We start from the raw sequence: 23831 nt of genomic DNA, 5'->3' as shown, positions 1-23831 counted from the left end.
CGTAATTTATATTTTGTCGAAACGATAGCGAATTAGCTTAATTCGTTTCATTTCGTCAGGAGATATAAAACCAGCAAGGGTTTTTCTTTAAAGCAAATCAAGTGTTATTAACAAGTGAAATGTAGTAACAAGTTAAATTTAAACTGTGTTTTATATTAACTTACACTGTTTAGCATAAGGTTTTATTATGAGGCTTAATGGGATTAGTAGCGACATCCTTGTTGCCGCTAAAAGAGTTGTTCTCTGCCAAATAGTATTAGCCATCGGTGTAGTTTTATATGAAGTGTTTTTTGGTAATAAAGTAGATATGGAATCATCAGCTTTGGGCATCGTAATTGCAATGTTGCCACCGCTGTTTGGATTTATATATGCAAGCCTAAAGGTGCGTAAGAACCCTAATTATAGTTTACGTGACTTAATGCAAATGAGTCGTGTCGTAAAAATAACATATACGTTTTTGATGTTTATCTTGGCGTTCCAATTCTTCAAATTGGATAACCCAGTAATATTATATGCGTACATCTTTACTATGGTTGGATACTTCTTAACACCGTTTATTACCGCCTCTAATAGATCGGAGTACGCGTAGTATGGATCAAGTAACTACCGCTCACGAATACATAGAGCATCACTTAACCTTCTTAACTACAGGTGATGGTTTCTGGGCGTTTAACATTGACTCGATGTTGGTATCTTGGATTACAGGTTTACTTTTCATCGGTGCATTTCGCTATGTGGCCACTCGTGGCACTAGCGGCGTTCCAGGTCGTTTTCAATGTTTTATCGAGCTTGTCTTTGACTTTGTTAATAATCTAGTCAAAGAGATTTTTCAAGCGGAAGATAAATTAATAGGGCCACTGGCATTAACCACTTTTGTTTGGGTGTTGTTAATGAATGCAGTCGACCTATTACCCATTGATTTAATCCCGGGGTTAACTCGAGCTGTGGGTCTAGAGCACTTTAGAGACCTACCAACAGCAGACGTAAATATACCAATGTCGATGGCACTCGGTGTGTTTATTTTATTGTTAACTTATACGTTTAAAAATAAAGGTTTGAAAGGCTTTATCAAAGAGCTAACTACTCAGCCATTTGATAACCCTCTTTTATATCCTGTTAACTTAGTTCTTGAATTAATAACATTAATTTCAAAGCCAATATCACTAGGCTTACGATTATTCGGAAATATGTATGCAGGCGAGATGATATTCATCCTTATTGCACTAATGCCTTGGTGGATGCAGTGGGCACTGAGTGTACCTTGGGCCTTATTCCACATATTAATCGTATTCTTACAAGCATTTATATTTATGGTACTGACCGTTGTTTATTTAGGAATGGCAACAGAAGAACACCACTAATTAATAACTAAAAAATTAACTAACAAATTATTTTCGGAGATACAAATGGATATCGTAAGCGCAGTTTTATATGTAGCAGGTGCATTACTGATCGGTTTAGGTGCAGCAGGTGCAGCATCTGGTATTGGTAACTTAGCAGGTAAATACCTTGAAGGTGTTGCGCGTCAACCAGACCTTACTCCAATGCTTCGTACTCAATTCTTCATCATGATGGGTCTTGTGGATGCGGTACCGATGATCGGTGTTGGTATCGGTCTATACATCATCTTCGCCGTGGCTTAATCAAACCGCTTTGAAAGACCGATTTATACATAATCAAGATTTAGTGAGGAAGGTATGAACTTAAATGCAAGCATGTTTGGACAAGCAATCTCATTCGTGATTTTTGTTTGGCTCTGCATGAAATATGTATGGCCCCCTCTCACCGCGATGTTAGACGAGCGCCAAAAAGAAATCGCTGATGGTTTACGCCACTCAGAGAACGCTGCGAAAGAGCTAGAACTAGCGAAATCAAATGGCGCGCAACTCATCGAAGATGCAAGAAAAGATGTGACTGAACTGGTTGAACAAGGCCGAAAACGCCGCAATGAAATCATCAGTTTAGCGCAACAAGAAGCCGAGCAAGAAAAGGCACGCATCTTAGAACAAGGTAGAGCTGAGCTAGAAGGCGAACGCCAAAAGATACGCCGTGAACTTCAGGCGGATATGGCAGACGCAGTGATTCAAAGTGCACAGAAACTGATTAGCAAAAACCTAGATTCCGCAACGAACCGAGCGCTAGTTGACCAAATGATTAGCGAACTCTAAGGAGAGGCAATATGTCAGATTACACCAATATTGCTCATCCCTACGCCAAAGCATCGTTTGAATTTGCTTTAGGTGAAAACCAGTTACAAGAGTGGCACTCAATGCTGTCCATTCTTGTGGCTGTCGCGGAAGAAGAAACGATCGCTAGTCAGATTTCTTCAGCAGAAGGTGCTTCTACACACCAAACAGAAGAGCTGGCAAACCTCATCATTCATATTTGCCAAGGACTCGTTGATGACCACGTCATTAATCTTATTCGAGTCTTGGCCGAGAACGGCCGCCTTTCTGTTGTAAGAGACCTGTTTGAATTGTTCTGCGAGCTAAAGGACGAACATGAACGTGTAGTGCCTGTCACTGTCACCAGTTCCGAAATGCTGACACAGGATCAAGTTACGTCACTAACAGCTGCACTTGAGAAGAAATTAGAGCGTCAGGTTGAAATGAAGCAAGTTATTGATGACACGTTAGTAGGTGGAATGGTCATCAAAGCGGGTGAAACCGTTATCGATGGTTCCTTAAACACATCAATTGACCGATTGGCTCATCAACTTCACGCGATATAGGTAACAATTATGCAATTAAATTCAAATGAAATCAGCGATCTAATCAAAGAACGCATCTCGAAATTTAATGTGAGCACCGAGGCTTGCAACGAAGGTACTATCGTATCGGTTCGTGATGGCATCATCACAATCAATGGCCTTGCTGATGTTATGCAAGGTGAGATGATTGAGCTACCAGGTGGCAAATACGCACTCGCACTTAACCTCGATACCCATTCAGTAGGTGCGGTGGTTATGGGCCCCTACACTGACCTCTCTGAAGGTATGAAAGTGAAAGGTACAGGTCGTATCTTGGAAGTACCTGTCGGTAACGGACTTCTTGGCCGTGTTGTGAACACATTAGGCGAGCCAATCGATGGCAAAGGCCCAGTGAGTTGTGACCGACTCGACCCTGTAGAAGTGATTGCACCCGGTGTAATCGAACGTAAGTCTGTTGATCAGCCAATTCAAACTGGCTACAAAGCGGTTGATACCATGGTGCCAATCGGTCGTGGTCAACGTGAACTTATCATCGGTGACCGTCAGACGGGTAAAACAGCGTTAGCTATCGATGCGATCATCAATCAGAAAGATTCTGGCATCAAATGTGTGTATGTAGCGATTGGCCAAAAAGCCTCCACTATCGCTAACGTGGTTCGTAAACTCGAAGACCACGATGCGCTTAAAAACACCATCGTCGTTGTGGCGTCAGCATCAGAGTCTGCAGCGCTTCAATACCTAGCCCCTTATGCGGGTTGCACCATGGGTGAATACTTCCGTGACCGCGGTGAAGATGCGCTGATCATCTATGATGACCTATCAAAACAAGCCGTTGCTTACCGTCAAATCTCGTTGCTACTGAAACGCCCACCGGGTCGTGAAGCCTTCCCTGGCGACGTATTCTACCTTCACTCACGCCTACTAGAACGTGCAGCACGAGTGAATGCAGAGTATGTAGAGAAGTTCACTAACGGTGAAGTGAAAGGCCAAACAGGCTCATTAACGGCGCTTCCTATCATTGAAACTCAGGCGGGTGATGTATCAGCGTTTGTACCAACCAACGTAATCTCAATCACAGATGGTCAGGTTTTCCTTCAAACCCAACTGTTTAACTCAGGCCTACGTCCTGCAGTAGACCCAGGTATCTCGGTATCTCGTGTGGGCGGTGCGGCGCAATGCAAGATCATCAAGAAACTGTCTGGTGGTATCCGTACTTCATTAGCTCAATATCGCGAGCTGGCGGCCTTTGCTCAATTCTCTTCTGACTTAGATGAGATGACGCGCAAACAGCTAGACCACGGTGAGCGTGTTACCGAATTAATGAAGCAAAAACAATACTCTCCTATGTCAGTCGCTGAGCAAGCAACGGTTATTTACGCGGCAGAGAAAGGCTACTTGGTCGGTGTTGAGCTAAGCAACATTGCCCGTTTTGAAGAAGAGCTGATTGCTTACGCCAAAGGTCAGAACCCTGCGTTGTTCGAAAAAATCAACGCGACAGGCGATTACAACGACGAAATCGACGGCGCTCTTAAAGAGATCCTAGAAGGTTTTGTTGGGATGAAAGCTTGGTAAGTGCTCCGGTTTGTTAGCTGGAAATCAAAACAAATAGGAGCAGATTATGGCAAGTACTAAAGAAATTCGCACCAAGATAGCCAGTGTTAGTAACACTCAGAAAATCACTAGCGCAATGGAAATGGTTGCAGCAAGTAAGATGCGCAAGGTTCAAGACAACATGACGCTAACTCGCCCCTACGCCGAGAACATGCGAAAAGTTATCTCTCATGTTGCATCGGGTTCGCTGGAATACCAGCACCCTTACCTGCAACAGCGTGAACCTAAGCGTGTCGCTTACATCATTATCTCGTCCGATCGCGGCTTGTGTGGCGGCTTGAACTCAAACTTGTTCAAGAAAGTGTTAGAAGAAATGGAGCAATGGCGCACCAAGGGAGTCGAGGTAGAAACAACCTTAGTGGGATCTAAGGCTATCTCGTTCTTCCAACGCGGCGGCAACGTTATTGCACAAACGTCAGGTCTTGGCGATACCCCTAAGTTAGAAGACATCTTAGGTACGGTGAACGCGATGCTGGGGCATTACGACGAAGGCAAGATCGACAGCTTGTATCTCGTTTACAACCAGTTCGTCAACACCATGGTTCAAGCGCCAACGACCTTGCAGTTGCTCCCCCACCCTTCGGATTCTGAGGAAGGTGGTGAGCCTAAAAAAGCGCGTCGTTGGGACTACATCTATGAGCAAGCACCCAAAGACATACTCTCAGAACTGTTACATCGATACATCGAATCGCAAGTGTATCAAGGCATTGTTGAGAGCATTGCCTGTGAGCAAGCAGCCCGAATGGTCGCTATGAAAGCGGCGACTGATAACGCAGGCCAACTCATTGACGACTTGCAATTGGTCTACAACAAGGCGCGTCAGGCTGCCATTACCCAAGAGCTGAGTGAAATAGTCTCAGGTGCACAAGCTGTCTAGGGCTAGAAAAGACTGGGTCAAGAACAGAATTTGAGGATTTAAGAATGAGTGTTGGAAAAATAGTTAAAGTAATCGGCGCGGTGGTTGACGTCGAGTTCAGCGGCGGCAACAGCCCACGCGTTTATGATGCATTGAAAGTGACTAGCGACGAAGCAAGCTCGTTAGTATTGGAAGTACAGCAACAACTGGGTAGCAATATCGTTCGTTGTATTGCAATGGGTACGTCAGATGGCTTGCGTCGTGGCCTAACGGTTGAAAACACAGGCTCACCAATCACGGTTCCTGTGGGTGAAGAAACGCTAGGCCGTATCATGAACGTGCTTGGTCAACCTATCGATGAGTGTGGTGAAATCGGTCAGAAAGAAAACTACGAGATTCACCGTGAAGCCCCTTCTTATGAAGAACAAGCAAACAGCACTGAGCTTTTAGAAACCGGCGTTAAGGTTATCGACCTTATCTGTCCATTCGCTAAGGGTGGTAAAATTGGTCTGTTCGGTGGTGCTGGTGTAGGTAAAACCGTCAACATGATGGAGCTTATCAACAACATCGCCAAAGCCCACTCAGGTCTTTCTGTATTTACCGGTGTAGGTGAGCGTACTCGTGAAGGTAACGACTTCTACTACGAGATGAAAGAAGCGGGTGTACTAGACAAAGTAGCCATGGTTTACGGCCAAATGAACGAGCCACCGGGAAACCGTCTACGTGTAGCACTTACTGGCCTAACTATGGCTGAGCGCTTCCGTGATGAAGGTCGTGACGTACTGTTGTTCATTGATAACATTTACCGTTACACGCTTGCCGGGACTGAGGTATCAGCTCTGCTAGGTCGTATGCCTTCAGCAGTAGGTTACCAACCAACACTAGCTGAAGAGATGGGCGTGCTTCAAGAGCGTATCACTTCAACTAGACAAGGCTCTATCACGTCTATCCAAGCGGTATACGTACCTGCGGATGACTTGACCGATCCATCACCAGCAACAACCTTTGCTCACTTAGATGCGACCGTTGTACTGTCTCGTAATATCGCGGCATTGGGCCTCTACCCTGCGATTGACCCATTGGATTCAACCTCTCGCCAGTTAGACCCACTTGTGGTTGGCCAAGAGCACTACGACATTGCACAAAAAGTACAAACAACACTGCAACGCTACAAAGAGCTAAAAGACATCATCGCGATTCTTGGTATGGATGAGCTTTCAACTGAAGACAAACAGACCGTATCTCGCGCTCGTAAGATTGAACGTTTCTTAACTCAGCCTTACCACGTAGCCGAAGTGTTTACCGGTCAGAAAGGTGTCTTTGTACCGCTAAGCGAAACACTAAGAGGCTTTAAAGGTCTGTTAAGCGGTGAATATGACGATATCCCAGAGCAAGCGTTCTTGTACTGTGGCTCTATCGACGAAGTGCTTAACAAAGCAAAATCACTCTAAGAGGTAGGTGCACCATGGCTATCGGAATTACAGATAATACATTTCAACTTAATATTGTAAGTGCGGAAGGTACGCTGTTTTCAGGTCCAGCGTATGCCCTAGCCGTTTCTGGCGCTGACGGTGAACTGGGGATTCGCCCCGGTCACTCTCCGCTTCTCAGTAAGATCAAACCGGGCGTAACCGTGTTTGTTACAGACCCTAAATCAGAAGGCCAAGTGCTTTATGTCTCTGGTGGGATGCTGGAAGTTCAGCCGGATGTGGTTACGTTGTTAGCCGACACGGCCTTGCATGGTAAAGACATTGACCGCGCTCGCGCAGAAGAAGCGAAATATGCCGCTCTAGAGAACATCAACAAGGGCAACATAGACATTAACTTTGCACAAGCTCAGCTAGAATTGGCGAAAGCCGTTGCTCAGTTACGTGCATCAGAACTGACTTCTTCTCACACAAGACACTGAGAATAGAACTTAGATGCTTAGTGCTTATGGCTTAGTGCTTGATGTGTAAATAGTCTACCCACTTAAACATGATTTAAGTGGGTAGACTACATCAGAAGCCCTCACTTCTCTTTCAACTTCCCCACCCTTTTAACCGCTACTAGTACATCCTTTTTCACCCGTGCTTACAACATTATTTCTCTGCAAAGCGCGCTTGGTGTGGGTCAAGTTCATGACCTAACGACTGCGTCAGCGAATGATAAAGCTCAGGCTTACGACCACGAATCCAACGTCTCCCGGTACACATCTCTAGCTCTTGCGCTTTCAAATTCGCAATCACCATATCGTCATCAACGCTGTCCGTCTCGGTGATGATTTCCCCATAAGGGCTTAAGATCATCGCATTGCCTGTTCTCACTTCATCCATATCAACACCCACACCATTGCTGAACACCACAAACATACCGTTATCGTGTGCTCTTGCAGGCAACCAACGCATTAGCCATTCGCGCCCATTTTTACCCTGCATTTCAGCTCGAATCACCTCTGGGTTTTCATCTCGGTTAAACCATAAATCTGGGTCAATTCGCTTCATCGCATTGGGGCTACGTGACTGACAACCGCCCGTCTGGTGTGGTGCAATCAAAATATCGGCGCCTTTCAATGCAGTAATTCGAACATTCTCAACCAAGTTGTTATCCCAACAAATCAAGAGACCGACTTTGCAACCATGAGGCGTATCGAACACTGTAAATTGGTCGCCGCTACTCATATGAGGGCTCACAAAGGTGTGCAGTTTACGGTGTTTCTGAACCTCACCATTAGGCATGACGAATACGTAGGTGTTGTATAACTCGCCATCCACACCCTGCTCTATCAAGCCTGCGCCAACACTCATTCCAAATTGTGCTGCTAGTGCAATCAGCTTTTGAGTCGATTCACCACTCGGCACAGGTTCCGCTAGTGCTTCTATCTCGTCTCGCGACAAAGCAGACACATGCCAGTAGCCAGTGATGCACATCTCTGGGAAGCTGATGATCTCCACACCACTATCCGCAGCCTTTTGAACATATTGCTCTATCACAGATAGGTTATACGCCTTGTCACCCGCATGGTGATTGAATTGAACCGACGCTACTTTGATGTCTCTCTTCATGATTCGTCCTCGATTTCGCTTAATCTGATTTGGTATGAACTCAGTATAAAAAATCGATTCAATTCCATAAAATGAAAGATATTCTTAATTCAATGAGCATTTGGAATGAAATTTGATTTACTGAAAGCATTTTGTCAGTTGGCTAAATCGGGCAATTATCGCCTGGCATCAGAGCAGCTCTACATCACTCAGTCAGCTCTTACCAAAAAGATTCAACGACTTGAATCCAACATTGGGACGAGTCTATTCTCTCGTGGCAGAAATGGCGCCGAACTGACACACGCAGGAAAAACATTACTGACAGAAGCCCAACGTTTGGTTCATTCAATGCAGGCGTTTGAGCAACTTTCAGGCTCGGTGGTGAAAGGAACTCAGGGGCATTTGAACATTGGCTTTGGCGTGTCCACTTATCATGAAGCGCCTAAGCTGATTGCGGCGTATAAACAGCAATATCCAGAGGTTCACGTCACCTTAAATGACACACCGTCTAAGCAGCAGACAGACGAGTTATTGAGCCATGATCTCGATATCAGCTTCAATCGGATACCTAACTCTTTGGGTTTAGAAAGTCTAACCCTATTCAATGATTCGCTTGTGATTGCGGTACACAAAGACCTTCTCAAACAAGCGCCAGGTAACGATCAGGTTCTCATTGAGTTATCGAAATGGCCTTATCTAAAATTGGCTCAGCACCGTGGCCCCGGATTAGACAGACAGATTCAACAATATTGTCTTGCCAATAAAATCGACTTATCTAAGACACAAGAAGCCGACGACATTCTTACCCTACTGGCGTTGGTTTCTGCCAATATCGGTTTCACTATTGTTCCCAGCAGTGCGCAGTACATTAGTAACACTGATGTGGAATTCATTGCGTTAGAAGGTGAACACGCGACTTGGCCTGTCGGGTTGACCTGGAATGGAGAGAGTGACAACCCACTCAGGGATAGATTTGTAGAGTTTGTAGCTGATCAAGCTAAGCAAACATAAAGCCAAAGAGACAAGTAGAGCAAAAGTTAGGGCAGCAGTTGGTTGAATTTGAAAAAAGGCTCTTGTTGATTATACGAATCGCACACCAACCAAGAGCCTAAGATTGTTTCTCACATCAAGTGAAGTTAATCGTTACTTAATAGGCAACGCAATAACACTGCCCTCGGAACCTTCCCCAATACCAACCGTAAATGGGAATGCGACATAGTGGAAACGTGTTGTTGTTTCGCCATCGTGAATCGCGATGTTCATGTCATAAGTGCCGCCAATTTCCATGATTTTATCATCTTCGGGGTGGCCAGTGTTCAACTTACGTTTGAAGATAACCGTGTATTTACCGTCTTCCCATGAAGAGAATACTTGGTTGTTATCACCTGCAGAGCCAGCACCCTCTCGGTTTAATCGTCCTTGAAGATATTGACCTTCTTCAATTTTACTTGCGTCGTAAGGCATCACGTTAACGCCTTCGACCATTGCAATCTTCTTGTTGAGGTCGTTGAAGTCTTCTTTATTCAACGCATAAAAACCGGTTACAGACTTATCGTACATATACTTAGGTAGGCCTGTTTTCTTGTCGAAGTTCCAAGTAAACACAGTAGTGCCTTTATCGTTCAAACGATACTCAAAAACATAACCATCATCAGCACTGTTGGTGGGTGCAGAACGCGTCGAACGCCATTGCATCAAATCAACAAACTGCCCTTCCGCTTTCAGCTTATCGATTTCTTCTTGTGGCTTCACTTTGTCCCAGTTTACACCGTAACGCTCAGTGCGAGACTCAGGAAGGTACTTACGAATGTCTTTCTGATCTAAGCCAAACGCGCCAACCACATCCAATGCTTGAACATCTCTCGCTGTTGCTTGGCCAATGTCTCGCGCACCACGGTGGCAAGACATCCAACAACCTTGTTCGCGGAACTGCAATACAGAGCCATCGTCAATCATCAACGAGAAGCGGTCTTCATAGATGGGAGTGTAAGGGTTTTTGCCTCGGTCACCGCCAATGATTGTCCATTTGCCTTCTTGGAAAAGAAGCGTGTCATGTAAGCGTGCTGGGAAAGGCGATTCCGTTTTCCACGTTCCTTTCACATAAAGATGTTCATCATCGTGTGCAAACTGGAACTCGGCAGGAATCGAGCCTTTCTTATCTGGGAAGTTACCTAGCCTGTCATCTTGCACCAACATTTCACCAAGGCCTTCTTCCTCCCCTTGGTGGCAGCTCGAACAGGTTTTGGTTTCAAAGCCTTTTTTGAGCGTGCCTTTATGCGCTGGTGAATTGATCCAATCGAAGGTCACTTTACCCGGGAAAAACATGGTTTTCTCAACCACAGGAATGTCGCTCCAATCGACGTCTAATTCCGTGTCATAGATACTCATATTGTAAGCATTGGCACTCAAAGACAGACCACTCAACGCAGCAAGTAAAACGCTATTTCTTATAGAGAACTTTGTCATATTATTTCTTCCCCATCATTCGGCTAAGGGTTTCATCTTTAAGGATAAAGTGGTGATAAAGCGCTGCACCAACGTGCATAGCGACCAGCAGGTAACAGATGATTTCTAAGAAAGAGTGGAGACCAGAAGCAAAATCGATCAAACCTGAATTACGCTCCGCAAGTCCAGGAATGGTGAATAAACCGAACACAACGGTATCTTTGGCTTTTGCCATCGCGATAAGCAGGCCAGATAACGGCATCAGAATCAAAATGCCATATAAGGCTAAGTGAGCCATGTGCGCCATAAATTTTTCGAACTTAGTACCAAGCGCATTCGGCTTTCCCGCCCAGTTCATCCAAACAATACGAGCCAAATACAGCACAATAACCAACATGCCCAAAGATTGGTGAACACCAAAAGCAAATGAATCAGGGTCTGGCGCAAGCAGCATGATCAACAGCGCACCGATAAAGGCAACGGCGGAGACGATGTGTATAAACTTACTGACAGGACTGAAATGCTCGGTAGGGACAAATACCTTCATAATTAATTCCTAAGTGTATCGTTAATAAAGAGAAAATTTTATTGATATGATTTTTATTATCTTCAGCAGCTAATACCACTAAAGTACTAATATTATATTTTCTACTCACACTCAGGACTTTTGATGACGGTCAATTTCCTTTCCGGACAGACGTTAATCTCCAACAAACCATTGAAATAGCTTAATATATCGATGAGAAACTGCAGATTAGAGTTATGTAAAAAAACAAGATAAATTTATTTATCAGATTTAATCTAGGCTGCTAAACATTGTTATCTAGAGGAAATTAATTTGAATTGAAGAGGAAGGGTTTAAATTGTAATAAGAGGATTTTTCAACAATAAAATCTATTCAGAAAAAGAAAAGGTGAACCTAACATGAGTAAAAATATTAGGTTCATTCATTGAAGCTAATCAATGCTGAATAATAATTAGCTATCCAAATTTCCTTACAGGAAACTCGTTAGCACTCAACCAGTCAGAGATGAATTTCGCGACCACCTTAGGCTGCTCCATTGTCGACAAATGGCCACAATCAGGAATGACGTGAAGCGATACCTGTTTGATGTGCTTTGCCATTAACAGGTGATTATCGATTGGACATAACAGGTCGTCTTTGCCTGTGATGATCAACGTCGGAATCTGAATGTCGGCCAGCAATGGTCTAGCATCGGGGCGAGTCGCTAGTGCTTGAGCGTGAGCCTCAAACCTTTCAACACCAATATTATTCGCCATTTGTGTGATTCTTTGAGTCAGTTCTTGGCTCGCTAACTGGTTCGGATGAATGAGCACTGGCATTAAGATGTCAGGGGTTATTGACTCAAATTCCCCTGCTTTTGCTTTATCGACCAAGGCGTTTCTTTTCTCCGATACCTCTGACTTTTCATCTGCGGAATTGGTGTCCATTAAGATCAAACCTTTCACGCGTTGTGGTGCCTGTCTAAACACTTCAAACGCTAGAATTCCCCCCATAGACAAACCTCCAAGCACGAAAGTTGCCGGTGCGTTCTCTAACACTTTACTCGCCAAGGCTTGCATGGATGTTTCCGTTCCTAAATCACAAGTAAAAGGAGCCACCCAATTGGGCAGCTCTTTATTGACGTCTTGGAACAACGTTTCATCACACAACAAACCAGGTAGCCATAACAGTGGTACTTCTGGTTTCATCATTCGTTACCCTATAGAGTTTGTGGCTGGTCAGAACCAAGAACAACGTAAGTAAAGCTAGTGCCTCTCAGGTTTTCAAGGCTGTATGAGGCGCCATCTGGAACACTGAACACATCACCAGTGGTGAGCACGACTTGCGCCTGCTCACCGTCTTGAACGATGTTTAACAATGTATCACCTTCAAAGTTAATCAGTACCTGCTTCTCACTACGTTTGTGTACTGGGATGCTTGCACCTTCAGTCAACTCATAAGCCATGATACTGACGTCATCAACGCTTTTAACTTGGAAGTCGTAGTCAGATGATGGGTGCCCTGTTAACGCAAACTGTTTAACGCCCGGCTTATCAAAATCACCAGAAACCTCTCGGTAATCCTTTTTCAGCGCAACAAAAGGCATCATCTGCTCAGCCGTGTAAGTATCAAATTTGCTCAACTCTTCGCTCGTTAGCAGAGGCATCAGCTCAGACTCATTTGGAATAGCATCGCCGTCAATGGTATCAACCAATGTACCGTCTGCTTTTAGGTATAAGCCGTAACCTTGGCTATCCGTAATTACGCTTGGGTGCCAAACCACACCACCACCAGAGTTATCGCCACCTAAAACAGAGTACATAAAGCCGTAATCACGCCCTACTACCTCAAAGCCTCTAAAAAGATTGGTCGGAATAGAGATGACATCACCGTGTGAAAGCACCGCTTCGTGTTCACCTTCGTTACCCCAATAGAATCTAAACTGACCTTTGAAGACCACGAACAGTTCAGCAGTGTGATGAGAGTGCAGCGAGTTCTTAATGCCAGGAGGCTGACCAGCAGCACCTATGTTAAAACCAGCCGTTTCACGAATATGAACGTGCTGACGGCTGCTTTCAGCCACACCAGCACCAATGATGCAGAAGTTATCTTTTAGATCGCTGCCTGGAGTACGTGCATCAATGAAAGCACTTGTACCTGGGATCAGCTCCATGTAACGAACGAGATTATTATTTATTGTATTTTGTAGAGTCATTCTAAATTCCTTCTTACCTAACCTAGCGGCCTGCCACCATCCACTGCGATGGTATTACCCGTTGAAAATGTCAGTAGTTCCGCAGCGGCATAAACAGCGTTGGCAACCTCTTCATCACTGGCTAATCGCTTTAGTGGTGTCGATTGCTCTTGTGCATTACGCCATTCATCATCTAGCCCTTTGACAAATTCGGTATCCACTAAGCCTGGAGCGACAGCGAGCACTCGAATGTCAGGAGACAACGCTCGACCTAATGATCGTGTCATATTCTCGACTGCAGACTTACTCGCACAGTAAGCCACGTTACTGCCCATTGCGGTTTGCGCTGCAATTGAGGTGATGTTCACCACGCAACCTTTAGCGCTACGAAGTAAGGGTTCAAACGCACGAACCATGGCGAATGGAGCACGAACATTGACGCGGAAGATCTTATCTATCAACTCATCATTCAAGGATGCTAAGTCACTGTGCGCGACAAACTTTGTCATGCCTGCACAGTTAACTAATAAGTCTAAAGAAGCTGACGACTCTTTAACTTGGTCCGCTAATGCGCCAATCGCAGAGCTGTCTTCAACATTAAGTTGATACATGGCATGACCTGAGCCTTGCAAAGTATCTAAGATAGTTTGAGCTGCGCTTTCATTACTGTTGTAGGTAAACACAACGCGGTAACCAGATTGCGCGAGCTTGTGACATATGGCGGCACCAATGCCGCCACTGCCGCCTGTAACTAAGGCGATTTTTGTCATGTTATGCCTCTACCGATTTTTCTTTGTAACGACGTACACGAATGTCTGCTTGCTCTTTATGGCCAGCGAAACCTTCTAGTGCACATAGGCGTGAACAGTACTCACCTACTTTTAGCGAAGCTGATTCCGTTACGCGCTGGTAAGTACATGTTTTAATGAATTTACCAACCCACAGACCACCGGTGTAGCGTGCAGCTTTATTCGTTGGCAATGTATGGTTAGTGCCGATACATTTATCGCCGTAAGAAACGTTGGTTTCACGACCTAAGAACAACGCACCGTAGTTGGTCATGTTATCTAGGAAGTACTTAGGATCTTTTGTCATTACTTGTACGTGCTCAGAAGCAAGATCATCGGCCACTTCAACCATCTCTTCGTAGCTGTCACAAAGGATAACTTGTCCGTAATTTTCCCAAGCCTTACCTGCGATTTCAGCGGTAGGAAGAATAGTCAGCTGACGCTCAACTTCTTTTACCGTCTCTTTTGCAAATGTTTCACTGTTCGTCAAAAGAACAGCTGGAGAGTTATAACCGTGTTCAGCCTGACCCAATAGATCCGCTGCTGCTAATTCAGGGTCACAACCTTCTTCATCAGCAATAACCAATGTTTCTGTCGGACCAGCGAACAAATCGATACCAACACGACCAAACAATTGACGTTTTGCTTCTGCGACAAATGCGTTACCCGGACCAACGATCATATCTACTGGAGCAATCGTTTCTGTACCAAGTGCCATTGCACCTACCGCTTGTACGCCGCCAAAACAGTAAATCTCATCCGCACCCGCCATCGCCATTGCCGCAACAATCGCCACATTTGGTTGGCCGTTAAAAGGAGGAGCGCAAGCAATAACGCGTTTCACACCAGCAACCTTTGCAGTAAGTACACTCATGTGCGCTGATGCAACCAATGGGTACTTACCACCTGGGATGTAACAACCAACACTGTTTACTGGTACGTTTTTGTGGCCCAGTACGACACCTGGCATGGTTTCTACTTCAACATCGTGCATTGAGTCACGTTGGATTTGAGCGAAGTTGCGAACCTGTGTTTGTGCAAATTCAATGTCGTGTTTGGTTGATTCGTCCAATGCGTCCACACAGGCCTGAATTTGCTCATCTGTTAAGCGAAACTGCTCCGGAGACCAGTTATCAAATTTTTCTGAAAGCTCACGTACTGCACTGTCACCTTTCTTTTCAATGTCAGAAAGAATGTTCTCTACCGTTTGGCGCACTTGCGCGTTGTTTGATGCTGATGCTTCTTCAGTGATGCCGTGTTTTAGAATGCGAGCCATGCGTAATTCTCCTTGTGGCGTATGCCTAGTGTTTGCTGATTATTGGTTTTAACAGAGTTTATTCTTTGTTTTTGTATACTTTTGGATACGAATGCAAAATAAACATAAACATTTTTTTAACACTTGGCAAATAAAAGAGAAAATCAAACAAAAATCACATAAGTCTCTGTTAAATAATGACTTTAACCAAAAGCACCATCAACGCGGCATTCATTAATCGCAAAAAACAATCATATAATGTTGCATTGATCACATAGTTTTTACTCTTTTTTTACAACAACACATGTTAAGTTTTGCATACCTTTGCAATGGAGAGATAAAAAGAAATGGATAACTTTAAAAACACACTAAACCACGCAGAACTGCTCGGCACATTTGTCAAAACGCCCCACCCACACATCATTGAAGTGCTTGCGCTAGCAGGGCTGCCTTTCGTTGTATTGGATGCTGAACATGCACCTTTTGATCGTTCGACTCTGGATGCTTGTCTACTTGCTGCTCGTGCCAACCAACTGCCTTGCGTTGTTCGAGTCCAAGATAGCCAGCCATCGACCATACTGAATGCACTAGATTGCGGGGCGACTGGAATTCAAATCCCACACGTATGCAGTGCAGAACAAGCAGAGAAACTGGTGAAGATGTCTCATTACGGTGAAGGCGGCCGAGGGTATGCCGGCTCAAGCCGAGCAGCAAAGTACGCGACTAAACCGATGGCAAACCACTTACAAGACAGCCAAAATAACACCGTCGTAATTGCACAAATAGAAGACCCGGAGGGGGTGATAAATGCTGAATCTATAGCAAAAGTTGAAGGCATTGATGCATTGTTCATCGGTCAAGTTGATTTAGCCGTATCTTACGGAGCAGCGAGCGTTAACGAAGAGTGCGTGCGTGAAGCAAGCATCAAGATCATTGAAGCGGCTAAAAAAGCAAACAAACCTGTAGGTATGTTCGTCGCAAATGCTCAGGCTGCGCGTGACTGGAAAGAACTTGGCGTGTCCTTCTTTTGTGTGGGTTCTGAACACAAAATGATCATTGATGGCTTTCGAAATGAGCAAGCCGTCATGAATTCATAATTTTTCTTTGTGATTTCAACGGTTACACGTATTGTAATTATCAAACCAGACTCATTGACTATGACGTTGCGCTTGGATTTATCGCGTTATAAGGAGATTCACCATAAAAGCGAAAGTTACTTCTATTGATGTCGCCAAGATGCTTGGCGTATCTCAATCTACCGTTTCTCGGGCATTTAGCCCGACTGCAAGTATCAGTGAGAAGAAGCGAAAAATGGTGATGGATGCCGCTACCAAGCTTGGCTATACACCCAATGCTATTGCTCGTAGCTTGATTTCTAATCGCTCAGGACTTGTAGCTATCGCACTCGATAGTGAATCGAACCCAATGTACGACTTGCAATCTCGTGCGCTCGCGATGGAAATTCAAAAGCGTGGCGGTCAAGTTGTACTCTGCCCTATCGACAAAGATGACCTCGATCTCGCTATCTCACGTGCAATTGAATATCAAGTTGATGGCTTAATCATCGCCACCAGCCGCCTCACCTCCCGAGCGTTTGCACAATGTGAAAAGTTTGGCGTTCACTTAAGCCTCATCAACCGTTATACAGAAAGCATTAATGCGAACAGCGCTGGCTTAGACAACCAGCGAGCTGGCACGCAAGCGGCTGATTATTTACTTGATAAAGGCTACAAACAACTGGCTTATGTCAGTGGTGATGCAGGCTCAATGACCAGCGACAAGCGTTGGTTAGGCTTCTCTGAAACCGCAAAAACACGTGAAGCGGCCTCCCCTATATTCATCAACGCAAAATACAGTTTTGAAGCAGGATTAGAAGCAGCCAAAGAGCTGATGGAACACACTTCAAAACCTGACGCCGTGTTCTGTGCCAACGACATTCTCGCAATGGGCGTTATGGATGGCTTGAGAAAGCTTGGGTGTAACATCCCACAAGACTTCGCAATTATGGGCGTCGATGATATCCCCATGGCAGCTTGGCCAAGCTATGACCTCACCACCATTGCCCAGCCTATCGATAAAATCGTAAAAAGTGCCGTCGAAGACTTGATGCAACGGATTAACGACAATGAAGATGCGAAGGGCGAGTACCTACTTGAACCCGGCACCATCATAGAACGCGGTAGTACTGCACTCAGACAATAAATCCTTTCTCGTTACACCAATTAAATCCGCTGCGATTGGTGTGCTATACGGATTGTTTTTCGGCATGTTTGTCTACAAAGAGTTGGATTATAAAAAGGTCGTGATGATCATTACCTTTATTCCAGCCATATCACTGTTTCTTCCGGAGTTATTGTCTTAAACGTTTCCGTGAACAAAGCCACTTGATATTCACCTTTGAGTGGCTTTTTCAATCCAATCATTCTCAAACTTATTGTTGCATGCGAATTCATTCGCAGTTAAACAATCTTAAACAAATAATTAACAATTAAAGTCAAACCTCATCGAACTAGAATCATTACTCTAAATTTTTTCTCGTCATCACTTCGATATGACAAATCGTCACAGAGCATTATCTGATTTGATGCACACTTCTTCACGGAATTAAATATTAATTAAATACAATAAGTTAAAGAATAAAGCACTGCCTTTAAACCCAATTATGTTGTTCATATACACTCGATTAATAATTAATCTTCATTCAATTTATCTTAAGAGAGTCGTATTTAGTGAATTGTTAAAAAACAGATCCAACCCACAATAAAGAAACATATGCAATACACCTCATTGACACAATAGCAACAAAAGGCAATATTGGATACGTAACCAAAACTAATTCAATAACGAAACTTTTGACGCATCAGGAGGCGATAAATGGCTATGGTTGGCTTTGATTCTAAATGGCAAGATTTTCCAGACTACATATTAGGTATCACTAAAGAAATTTGGGAAGATCGAGGTCTGAGTACCCTGCATAACTATTACTCACCTGACATTATCGTCCGTACACCACTCTCCATCACGAAGGGAAACGAAAAGGTCATTAGCGCGACCATGGGCACGCTAGCCGAGTTCCCAAACCGTACCTTATTGGGTGAAGACGTTATTTGGTCGGGGACTCCTGAACAAGGCATGCTTTCATCACATCGAATCATTTCAACAGCAACTCATACTAATGATGGCGTGTTTGGTAAAGCCACGAATAAAACACTTAAGTTTCGAATTATCGCAGACTGTCATGCCATCAATAATCAAATCAATGATGAGTGGATGATCCGAGACATCGCTGCGATTGCAAACCAACTGGGTATGACGTCAGAAGAGTATGCCCGTCAACAAATTGAAATAGAGGGTGGCGTTGAACAATGCTCATACCCTTTCACTCCTCAAGTCGACATACAAGGCCCTTACCTTGGCATAGGTAACGACAATGAATACGGTCAGCGCTATGAAGACATACTGCGACGTGTAATGAATGCTGAGTTCTCAGTAATACCAACAGAATATGACCGCGCATGTATCGGCGAATACACGGGTGGGCAAACAGCACTCTCTCATAATGAAATCGACCAATTTTGGATGTCACTGCGCTCTTCGTTTCCGAACGCTGAGTTCAAAATACACCACCGCATTGGTCGCAATGACGAAATGATGTCACCTCGAGCTGCTATTCGTTGGTCGTTGCAAGGCAAGCATGAAGGCTACGGTATGTTTGGAAAGCCAACCGGGAAAGACGTTTACATCATGGGAATCAGCCATGCAGAGTTTGGACCTTGGGGTCTACGCAGAGAGTTTACGCTACTTGATGAAAGTGCGGTCTGGAAACAGATTCTAATCCAAATCGGTTAACTATATAAGGAAGTATTATTTTGAACAGCTTGATTGAGAATTTCTACAAAACCTATTTTAACGCTCACTCATCAGAACGTACTCAAGTAGTCCACGAGATGTTAAATGCTGATGTTAAATGGTGTGTCGCACATCCGATTAATGACGTATCTGGTGTCAAGGCGACCGAGCAAGCATTCCTATTACCGCTTGTAAACTCACTACCTGATGTTGAACGACGTCCATCAATCGTTATGCAAGGTGAATACGAAGGCCGCACTTGGGTAAACTCTACGGGTTATTTTGTCGGCACATTTACCCAGCCGTTATTTGGTATTCCAGCAACAGGAAAAACGCTCTACTTGCGCTACACCGAAATGGTATGCATCCAAGATGGCCAAATTATTGAATCCTATCTAATCCCTGATTTTATTGATGCAATGAACCAAGCTGGCGTTAATCCGTTACGCAAAAGCTTAGGTCATACTGGATTGGTCCCTGCCCCAGCGACTCAAGACGGAATACAGACAGTTAGCATCGCAGCTGAAGAGAGCCAGAAAAGCCAAAAGTTAGTGCTAGATATGTTGGCTTGCTTGGGTCGATTTGACGGAAAGCGCCTTGATTCAATGGATCTAGAAAACTACTGGCATGACGATTTTATGTGGTATGGGCCTGCTGGGATCGGTACGACACGTGGAATCCAAGGTTTCAGAGACCACCATCAAGGGCCATTTGTATTTGCGTTCCCTGATCGAAGTGTCGATATCGAGCTCAACATTTTGTCCAAAAATGACTACGTATCCACTGGGGGTTGGCCACACATGCACGGTACACATACTGGTAGCAGTGGCTGGTTAGGGTTAGCGCCTACAGGCAAGCACATCGAACTTCGTGTTATGGATATCTGGCGACGCGAAGGAGAATTACTCAAGGAAAACTGGGTCGCTATTGATATAGCACACATATTAAAACAGCTTGGTTACGATCTGTTTGAGCAAATGGATGAACAATTAAAAGGACGTGAGCATGTATGAGTTTGGAGCTTTAAACTGGACAATTCTCGGTACTTATATCGTCCTTACTTTAGTTATGGGTGCACTCGTTGGTAGACGTGTGACTTCCGCTAACCAATTTGCATTAGGCGATAAAAATATTCCATGGTGGGCCATCGGTATTTCCGTTGTGTGTACCTATGTCAGTGCTATGTCTTTCTTGGGTGGGCCGGCTTGGTCTTACAAAGAAGGCTTGTCAGTGATCGCCATCCACCTTAACTACCCTTTGGTGATTTTCTTTATCGTTGCTGTGTTTATGCCGTTTTTCTACAACAACGGCCTCACTTCGATTTATGAATATCAAGAACGACGCTTTGGTAAAGCCTCACGTATCACTCTGTCTTTGATCTTCTTAATTAAACAGGCGATAAGCTCAGCTGCGGTCTTATATGCGACCTCGTTAATCCTCGAATTCATTACAGGCATCGACGTTACTTACTGCATCGTCATTGTCACTGTTATCGCACTGATTTATACCGTAATGGGGGGAATTGCCGCCGTTATTTGGACAGATGTAATCCAAGCGGTCATTCTGTTTCTTGGCGCATTTATCATCATCGAAGCCGTCTGGAATGGCATGCCACAACCCATGACCGAAGTGATGCAAGATCTCAAGTCACAAGGCATGACGAATGCGTTACAAACGAATTTAGATTTAAGCCAAGTTACCACCGTATGGGCTGGCGTTATCGCAATGACAATGTTCCACACCACTGTTTATGGCGGTAACCAAATGATGGTTCAACGCTGTATGGCGGCTAAAAACATGGGTGATGCGAAAAAAGCGATGCTAATGATGGGTTACGTTGCTTTCTTCATCTACTTCGTATTTATCCTATTAGGCGTGTTATTTAACGCTTATTACGATGGTAAAGAGTTCGAAAATGGAAACACCATTATCCTGCACTATGCCAGCGAATATGGTATGCCAGGCTTGATGGGAATCATCGCGGCCGCTATTCTTGCAGCAAGCATGTCTAGTCTAGATTCCGCTTTTAACTCGATGGCTACCGTCTCAGTTTCTGACTTCTACAAACGCTTTTACAAGAAAAACGAGTCAGAGGAACATTACCTCAAAGTATCGCGTTTCTTCACGGTTATGTGGGCGTTATGTATCATCATTCCAGCCTTCATGTTTGCAACCAGCACCGGCTCAGTTTTAGAAATATTAAGTAAAGCAGGTTCCTATTTTGTAGGTGCAAACTTCTGTATGTTCGTGCTTGGTTTTTATTCTAAACATATAACAGAGAAGGGACTATTAATCGGTGTTGCTGCAAGCTTCTTGGCGATTTGGTATGTTGCTGTTGCGACTGATATTGCTTGGCCTTGGTACTGTGTAATCGGTGTGTTAGTCAATGCTACTGTCGCATACGCTGCAAGCTTATTGCTAACCGGTAAACAGACAGAAATGCACCTCTACACCGTCAAAGGTCAACAAGCAGAATATGCTCGTTTGAACAAACCGATCAAAGAAGATGGTTGGTATGTTGTGCCGGGTAAAGTCGATGCACCTTGTTGGGGGCTACTCATCATGTTTGTATTCTCTCTCGTTTTACTTTGGGGAATTAACGAGTTTATTGAGAACGCACCGATGTTGATTAACTTTATCCGAATCTGCTCTGTTATTGTTGCTACAAGCGTCATCGGTTATATGATTTACGCGTTCAAGCGCTCTAAGCAATCAAACAAAGTAGAACAAGTCAGTTAGGGTTCTATTTAAATTCAACCTAGCTCATTCAAAAAAGGCTCACTAAATAGTGAGCCTTTTGATATCTGCTTAACGTAAACCTAGGTCTAACCTTGCTTGCGTTTTGAAAGAATAGTTTTAGAACAGCAGTTTAGAGCTGTACTTTAGAACTATAACTTAGAAGAACTCAATCGAATTACGGCCGCTTTTGTCATCACGTGTTGGCTTCGGCGTGTCCGCTTTCTTTTTCGGTTTCTTCTCTTTTTTCTCTTTCTTTGGTTCAGCCTTTGCGCTTAGCATTTCTGCTTTGCTTTTCTTAGATTCCTTCTTCTTAGAATCCTTTTTAGACTGACCTTTCTTCGCCTTGTTCTCTTTTTTAGGCGCTTCTTTCTTTTTCGGCTTTTCTGATTCTTCTTGTACTGGCTGATCACACACCACTACATAGTATTCTTGGTTGAATTCAAAGAAGTCGCCATCGTACATTTTGCGACGCTTACGTGTTTCCAGCTCACCATTTACCGCTACGTAGCCTTCAGAGATGATGTGCTTAGCTTCACCGCCACCACTCACTAGGTTAGCAATTTTAAACACTTTGTAGAGCTCGATTGGCTGTGACGAAACATCAATACCAATTGCTTCAATTTCAATCTCTTCGCCTTCTTCGCCCAACTCTTGACCTTCGCAATCAGCGTCTTCGTAATGTTCTTGGTCCATGGTGACCTCTACCTAAATATGTACTTCTGAAATATTGGGCGCAGTGTAATCTTAAAACAACGAAATGACCATGTTGAATTATGCTTCAAGCATCGAGTTCACTGGATTAAAGCTATCTTTAACGCCATAAAACAAAAGAAGAGAGCTAACATCATTAGCTCTCTTCTTATTTAAACCATAGCTCAGTTACCGCTTGTTAGGTCGCTAAACCATAGATAGTTAAACCATGGCTAGTAGAACCATAGATAGCTCACTCAAGTGTTTTAAAAGAACCACTTCACGCCGACTTCTGCTTTTAGTTCGTAGTCACCTTCTAGCGTAACGCCCGTTGGCAGAGTGACATCTGCTGATGCGTATTGCAGTTTCGTCATTAGCCACTGAGTTCGGTCTTCCTTAATAGGAGCGTTCATCATAATGTTGAAAGACGTCGACTCAAGTTCCACTGTATCGCCAGAAACATTCATGTATTCAGGCCATGCTTGAACGAACGCGCCAGAATCTCCCATTGGGATAGTAGCAAACAGGTTTAGCATGTAGCCGTCTGCCGTTTCACCAAACACTTCACCGATGGTGTAGTTTACGTTTGGAAACAGCATTGCACCGCCGGTATAAGCAGGGTTAATCAAGCCAATTGCACCGACAGACACCAACGTATTGTCATCCAAGCCCAGTGCTGAGTTCTTGGTGTGGATGAAGTCCGCCATGAAGCCGACACGTGGCATCAATGAGCTATCAATTGCTGATACTTGGAAATATTGAGCTCGGCTACCAAGGTAATCAACGCCCATCGAATCTTTGCCAGGCTTAGCATCTGAGTCGCCAAAGTTGCCTTCGATAAAGCCACCGAACTGAGTCGTTTCAGACCATGCTCCAGTTAGCATTGAAGACAAACGGATATCAGCGTCAGAAGTAACAAAAAAAGCCGCTTGTGTATAAACGCGAGTTAGATCCGATGGATCAATCACTTGGCTTTCTTCTTCATTCGCCAAAGCAGTACCAGACATTGCAGCTAACATTGAAGCGGTCAGTAATAGTTTTTTCATGTGTAAACCTTATTCTCATTGGAGCCATAGCCGCTTCCGTACTCACATGGCTCATGTTTAATAACTTGGTCAGAGAAATACTCCCTGCCCCTCCATTATCAGACGATAAAAACAATCTTT

Annotated in this window: 24 protein-coding genes; 15 read left to right on the top strand and 9 right to left on the bottom strand. The window is 44.2% G+C overall.

Annotation, left to right across the window (positions count from 1 at the left end):
* Window positions 1-187 precede the first annotated feature (187 nt).
* From AB6E85_RS04710 to AB6E85_RS04670, 9 genes are read left to right on the top strand one after another with little or no spacing between them, the layout of a single operon-like run.
* Window positions 188-589, top strand: a complete 402-nt coding sequence (locus tag AB6E85_RS04710) for an ATP synthase subunit I (RefSeq protein WP_048608582.1) — start codon at window positions 188-190, stop codon at window positions 587-589.
* Between the two features lies 1 nt (window position 590).
* Window positions 591-1361 (top strand): F0F1 ATP synthase subunit A, encoded by a 771-nt coding sequence (gene atpB / locus AB6E85_RS04705; RefSeq protein ID WP_048608583.1) that lies wholly within the window; start codon window positions 591-593, stop codon window positions 1359-1361.
* Between the two features lie 45 nt (window positions 1362-1406).
* On the top strand, window positions 1407-1643 hold the full coding sequence (atpE, locus tag AB6E85_RS04700; RefSeq protein WP_004730405.1) for a F0F1 ATP synthase subunit C: 237 nt from the start codon (window positions 1407-1409) through the stop codon (window positions 1641-1643).
* 54 nt (window positions 1644-1697) lie between these two features.
* Window positions 1698-2168, top strand: coding sequence for a F0F1 ATP synthase subunit B (locus AB6E85_RS04695; RefSeq protein ID WP_017060839.1), 471 nt, complete (start codon window positions 1698-1700; stop codon window positions 2166-2168).
* Between the two features lie 11 nt (window positions 2169-2179).
* On the top strand, window positions 2180-2731 hold the full coding sequence (locus tag AB6E85_RS04690) for a F0F1 ATP synthase subunit delta (protein ID WP_372141653.1): 552 nt from the start codon (window positions 2180-2182) through the stop codon (window positions 2729-2731).
* Window positions 2732-2740: 9 nt separating this feature from the next.
* Window positions 2741-4282, top strand: coding sequence for a F0F1 ATP synthase subunit alpha (atpA, locus tag AB6E85_RS04685; protein WP_372141652.1), 1542 nt, complete (start codon window positions 2741-2743; stop codon window positions 4280-4282).
* A 46-nt stretch (window positions 4283-4328) separates the two neighbouring features.
* Window positions 4329-5198 carry a F0F1 ATP synthase subunit gamma gene (gene atpG, locus AB6E85_RS04680; RefSeq protein ID WP_017064727.1) on the top strand — a complete coding sequence of 290 codons (870 nt, stop codon included), beginning with the start codon at window positions 4329-4331 and terminating at the stop codon, window positions 5196-5198.
* Window positions 5199-5242: 44 nt separating this feature from the next.
* Window positions 5243-6628 carry a F0F1 ATP synthase subunit beta gene (gene atpD, locus AB6E85_RS04675; RefSeq protein ID WP_019820615.1) on the top strand — a complete coding sequence of 462 codons (1386 nt, stop codon included), beginning with the start codon at window positions 5243-5245 and terminating at the stop codon, window positions 6626-6628.
* A gap of 14 nt (window positions 6629-6642) precedes the next feature.
* Complete coding sequence (locus AB6E85_RS04670; protein WP_017060844.1) at window positions 6643-7086, top strand: F0F1 ATP synthase subunit epsilon; 444 nt, start codon at window positions 6643-6645, stop codon at window positions 7084-7086.
* A gap of 172 nt (window positions 7087-7258) precedes the next feature.
* On the opposite strand, the gene AB6E85_RS04665 is transcribed toward AB6E85_RS04670, so the two are convergent.
* Window positions 7259-8221, bottom strand: a complete 963-nt coding sequence (locus AB6E85_RS04665; protein ID WP_372141650.1) for a nitrilase family protein — start codon at window positions 8219-8221, stop codon at window positions 7259-7261.
* Between the two features lie 105 nt (window positions 8222-8326).
* Here AB6E85_RS04665 and AB6E85_RS04660 point away from each other — a divergent pair, with 105 nt between their 5' ends.
* Complete coding sequence (locus AB6E85_RS04660) at window positions 8327-9211, top strand: LysR family transcriptional regulator (protein ID WP_372141649.1); 885 nt, start codon at window positions 8327-8329, stop codon at window positions 9209-9211.
* A gap of 132 nt (window positions 9212-9343) precedes the next feature.
* Here AB6E85_RS04660 and AB6E85_RS04655 read toward each other — a convergent pair whose 3' ends face one another.
* The 6 genes from AB6E85_RS04655 to hisD all read right to left on the bottom strand — a co-directional run bounded on the left by AB6E85_RS04655 (window position 9344) and on the right by hisD (window position 15408).
* The gene (locus AB6E85_RS04655; protein WP_048608588.1) at window positions 9344-10666 is read right to left on the bottom strand and encodes an ethylbenzene dehydrogenase-related protein; all 1323 of its coding nucleotides are present in this window, start codon (window positions 10664-10666) and stop codon (window positions 9344-9346) included.
* Window position 10667: 1 nt separating this feature from the next.
* Window positions 10668-11192: a cytochrome b gene (locus AB6E85_RS04650; protein ID WP_048608589.1), complete on the bottom strand. Its 525-nt coding sequence runs from the start codon at window positions 11190-11192 to the stop codon at window positions 10668-10670.
* A gap of 434 nt (window positions 11193-11626) precedes the next feature.
* Window positions 11627-12358 carry an alpha/beta fold hydrolase gene (locus AB6E85_RS04645; RefSeq protein WP_050650534.1) on the bottom strand — a complete coding sequence of 244 codons (732 nt, stop codon included), beginning with the start codon at window positions 12356-12358 and terminating at the stop codon, window positions 11627-11629.
* Between the two features lie 11 nt (window positions 12359-12369).
* On the bottom strand, window positions 12370-13365 hold the full coding sequence (locus tag AB6E85_RS04640) for a cupin (RefSeq protein WP_050650535.1): 996 nt from the start codon (window positions 13363-13365) through the stop codon (window positions 12370-12372).
* Window positions 13366-13382: 17 nt separating this feature from the next.
* Entirely contained in the window at window positions 13383-14114 is a 732-nt protein-coding gene (locus AB6E85_RS04635; RefSeq protein WP_017080156.1) for an SDR family NAD(P)-dependent oxidoreductase, read from the bottom strand.
* 1 nt (window position 14115) lies between these two features.
* Window positions 14116-15408 (bottom strand): histidinol dehydrogenase, encoded by a 1293-nt coding sequence (gene hisD / locus AB6E85_RS04630; RefSeq protein WP_050650536.1) that lies wholly within the window; start codon window positions 15406-15408, stop codon window positions 14116-14118.
* A gap of 326 nt (window positions 15409-15734) precedes the next feature.
* On the opposite strand from hisD, the gene AB6E85_RS04625 reads away from it, so the two are divergent.
* From AB6E85_RS04625 to AB6E85_RS04605, 5 genes are all read left to right on the top strand, one after another.
* On the top strand, window positions 15735-16484 hold the full coding sequence (locus AB6E85_RS04625) for an HpcH/HpaI aldolase/citrate lyase family protein (protein WP_372141647.1): 750 nt from the start codon (window positions 15735-15737) through the stop codon (window positions 16482-16484).
* 139 nt (window positions 16485-16623) lie between these two features.
* Window positions 16624-17589 carry a LacI family DNA-binding transcriptional regulator gene (locus AB6E85_RS04620; protein WP_372141646.1) on the top strand — a complete coding sequence of 322 codons (966 nt, stop codon included), beginning with the start codon at window positions 16624-16626 and terminating at the stop codon, window positions 17587-17589.
* Window positions 17590-18261: 672 nt separating this feature from the next.
* The gene (locus AB6E85_RS04615) at window positions 18262-19236 is read left to right on the top strand and encodes a nuclear transport factor 2 family protein (protein ID WP_372141645.1); all 975 of its coding nucleotides are present in this window, start codon (window positions 18262-18264) and stop codon (window positions 19234-19236) included.
* A gap of 17 nt (window positions 19237-19253) precedes the next feature.
* Entirely contained in the window at window positions 19254-20249 is a 996-nt protein-coding gene (locus tag AB6E85_RS04610) for an ester cyclase (protein ID WP_372141708.1), read from the top strand.
* A complete protein-coding gene (locus AB6E85_RS04605; RefSeq protein ID WP_017080165.1) occupies window positions 20242-21975 on the top strand; it encodes a sodium:solute symporter family transporter in 1734 nt (577 codons plus the stop codon). Before AB6E85_RS04610 ends, AB6E85_RS04605 begins: the two co-directional genes overlap by 8 nt.
* A 156-nt stretch (window positions 21976-22131) precedes the next feature.
* Here the strand turns inward: AB6E85_RS04605 and AB6E85_RS04600 are convergent, their stop codons facing one another.
* Window positions 22132-22668 carry an RNA-binding S4 domain-containing protein gene (locus tag AB6E85_RS04600; protein ID WP_372141644.1) on the bottom strand — a complete coding sequence of 179 codons (537 nt, stop codon included), beginning with the start codon at window positions 22666-22668 and terminating at the stop codon, window positions 22132-22134.
* A 263-nt stretch (window positions 22669-22931) separates the two neighbouring features.
* Window positions 22932-23711 carry a hypothetical protein gene (locus AB6E85_RS04595; protein WP_048608619.1) on the bottom strand — a complete coding sequence of 260 codons (780 nt, stop codon included), beginning with the start codon at window positions 23709-23711 and terminating at the stop codon, window positions 22932-22934.
* Between the last annotated feature and the right edge of the window lie 120 nt (window positions 23712-23831).

Source organism: Vibrio sp. 10N.247.311.51, assembly GCF_041467855.1.
Taxonomy (GTDB): domain Bacteria; phylum Pseudomonadota; class Gammaproteobacteria; order Enterobacterales; family Vibrionaceae; genus Vibrio; species Vibrio coralliirubri.
The sequence above is the reverse complement of the archived record's forward strand: the minus strand, read 5'-3'. Positions and strand labels throughout refer to the sequence as shown.

What these genes read in the sequence shown, in the direction of transcription:
- AB6E85_RS04625 (WP_372141647.1), top strand. Translation starts at nt 15,735, where the DNA reads ATGGATAACTTTAAAAACACACTAAACCACGCAGAACTGCTCGGCACA.
- AB6E85_RS04650 (WP_048608589.1), bottom strand. Translation starts at nt 11,192, where the DNA reads ATGAAGGTATTTGTCCCTACCGAGCATTTCAGTCCTGTCAGTAAGTTT.
- AB6E85_RS04665 (WP_372141650.1), bottom strand. Translation starts at nt 8,221, where the DNA reads ATGAAGAGAGACATCAAAGTAGCGTCGGTTCAATTCAATCACCATGCG.
- AB6E85_RS04615 (WP_372141645.1), top strand. Translation starts at nt 18,262, where the DNA reads ATGGCTATGGTTGGCTTTGATTCTAAATGGCAAGATTTTCCAGACTAC.
- atpE (WP_004730405.1), top strand. Translation starts at nt 1,407, where the DNA reads ATGGATATCGTAAGCGCAGTTTTATATGTAGCAGGTGCATTACTGATC.
- AB6E85_RS04710 (WP_048608582.1), top strand. Translation starts at nt 188, where the DNA reads ATGAGGCTTAATGGGATTAGTAGCGACATCCTTGTTGCCGCTAAAAGA.
- atpG (WP_017064727.1), top strand. Translation starts at nt 4,329, where the DNA reads ATGGCAAGTACTAAAGAAATTCGCACCAAGATAGCCAGTGTTAGTAAC.
- atpA (WP_372141652.1), top strand. Translation starts at nt 2,741, where the DNA reads ATGCAATTAAATTCAAATGAAATCAGCGATCTAATCAAAGAACGCATC.
- atpB (WP_048608583.1), top strand. Translation starts at nt 591, where the DNA reads ATGGATCAAGTAACTACCGCTCACGAATACATAGAGCATCACTTAACC.
- AB6E85_RS04690 (WP_372141653.1), top strand. Translation starts at nt 2,180, where the DNA reads ATGTCAGATTACACCAATATTGCTCATCCCTACGCCAAAGCATCGTTT.
- AB6E85_RS04605 (WP_017080165.1), top strand. Translation starts at nt 20,242, where the DNA reads ATGTATGAGTTTGGAGCTTTAAACTGGACAATTCTCGGTACTTATATC.
- AB6E85_RS04595 (WP_048608619.1), bottom strand. Translation starts at nt 23,711, where the DNA reads ATGAAAAAACTATTACTGACCGCTTCAATGTTAGCTGCAATGTCTGGT.
- AB6E85_RS04600 (WP_372141644.1), bottom strand. Translation starts at nt 22,668, where the DNA reads ATGGACCAAGAACATTACGAAGACGCTGATTGCGAAGGTCAAGAGTTG.
- AB6E85_RS04670 (WP_017060844.1), top strand. Translation starts at nt 6,643, where the DNA reads ATGGCTATCGGAATTACAGATAATACATTTCAACTTAATATTGTAAGT.
- atpD (WP_019820615.1), top strand. Translation starts at nt 5,243, where the DNA reads ATGAGTGTTGGAAAAATAGTTAAAGTAATCGGCGCGGTGGTTGACGTC.
- AB6E85_RS04655 (WP_048608588.1), bottom strand. Translation starts at nt 10,666, where the DNA reads ATGACAAAGTTCTCTATAAGAAATAGCGTTTTACTTGCTGCGTTGAGT.
- AB6E85_RS04660 (WP_372141649.1), top strand. Translation starts at nt 8,327, where the DNA reads ATGAAATTTGATTTACTGAAAGCATTTTGTCAGTTGGCTAAATCGGGC.
- AB6E85_RS04635 (WP_017080156.1), bottom strand. Translation starts at nt 14,114, where the DNA reads ATGACAAAAATCGCCTTAGTTACAGGCGGCAGTGGCGGCATTGGTGCC.
- AB6E85_RS04620 (WP_372141646.1), top strand. Translation starts at nt 16,624, where the DNA reads ATGCTTGGCGTATCTCAATCTACCGTTTCTCGGGCATTTAGCCCGACT.
- AB6E85_RS04695 (WP_017060839.1), top strand. Translation starts at nt 1,698, where the DNA reads ATGAACTTAAATGCAAGCATGTTTGGACAAGCAATCTCATTCGTGATT.
- AB6E85_RS04640 (WP_050650535.1), bottom strand. Translation starts at nt 13,365, where the DNA reads ATGACTCTACAAAATACAATAAATAATAATCTCGTTCGTTACATGGAG.
- AB6E85_RS04645 (WP_050650534.1), bottom strand. Translation starts at nt 12,358, where the DNA reads ATGAAACCAGAAGTACCACTGTTATGGCTACCTGGTTTGTTGTGTGAT.
- hisD (WP_050650536.1), bottom strand. Translation starts at nt 15,408, where the DNA reads ATGGCTCGCATTCTAAAACACGGCATCACTGAAGAAGCATCAGCATCA.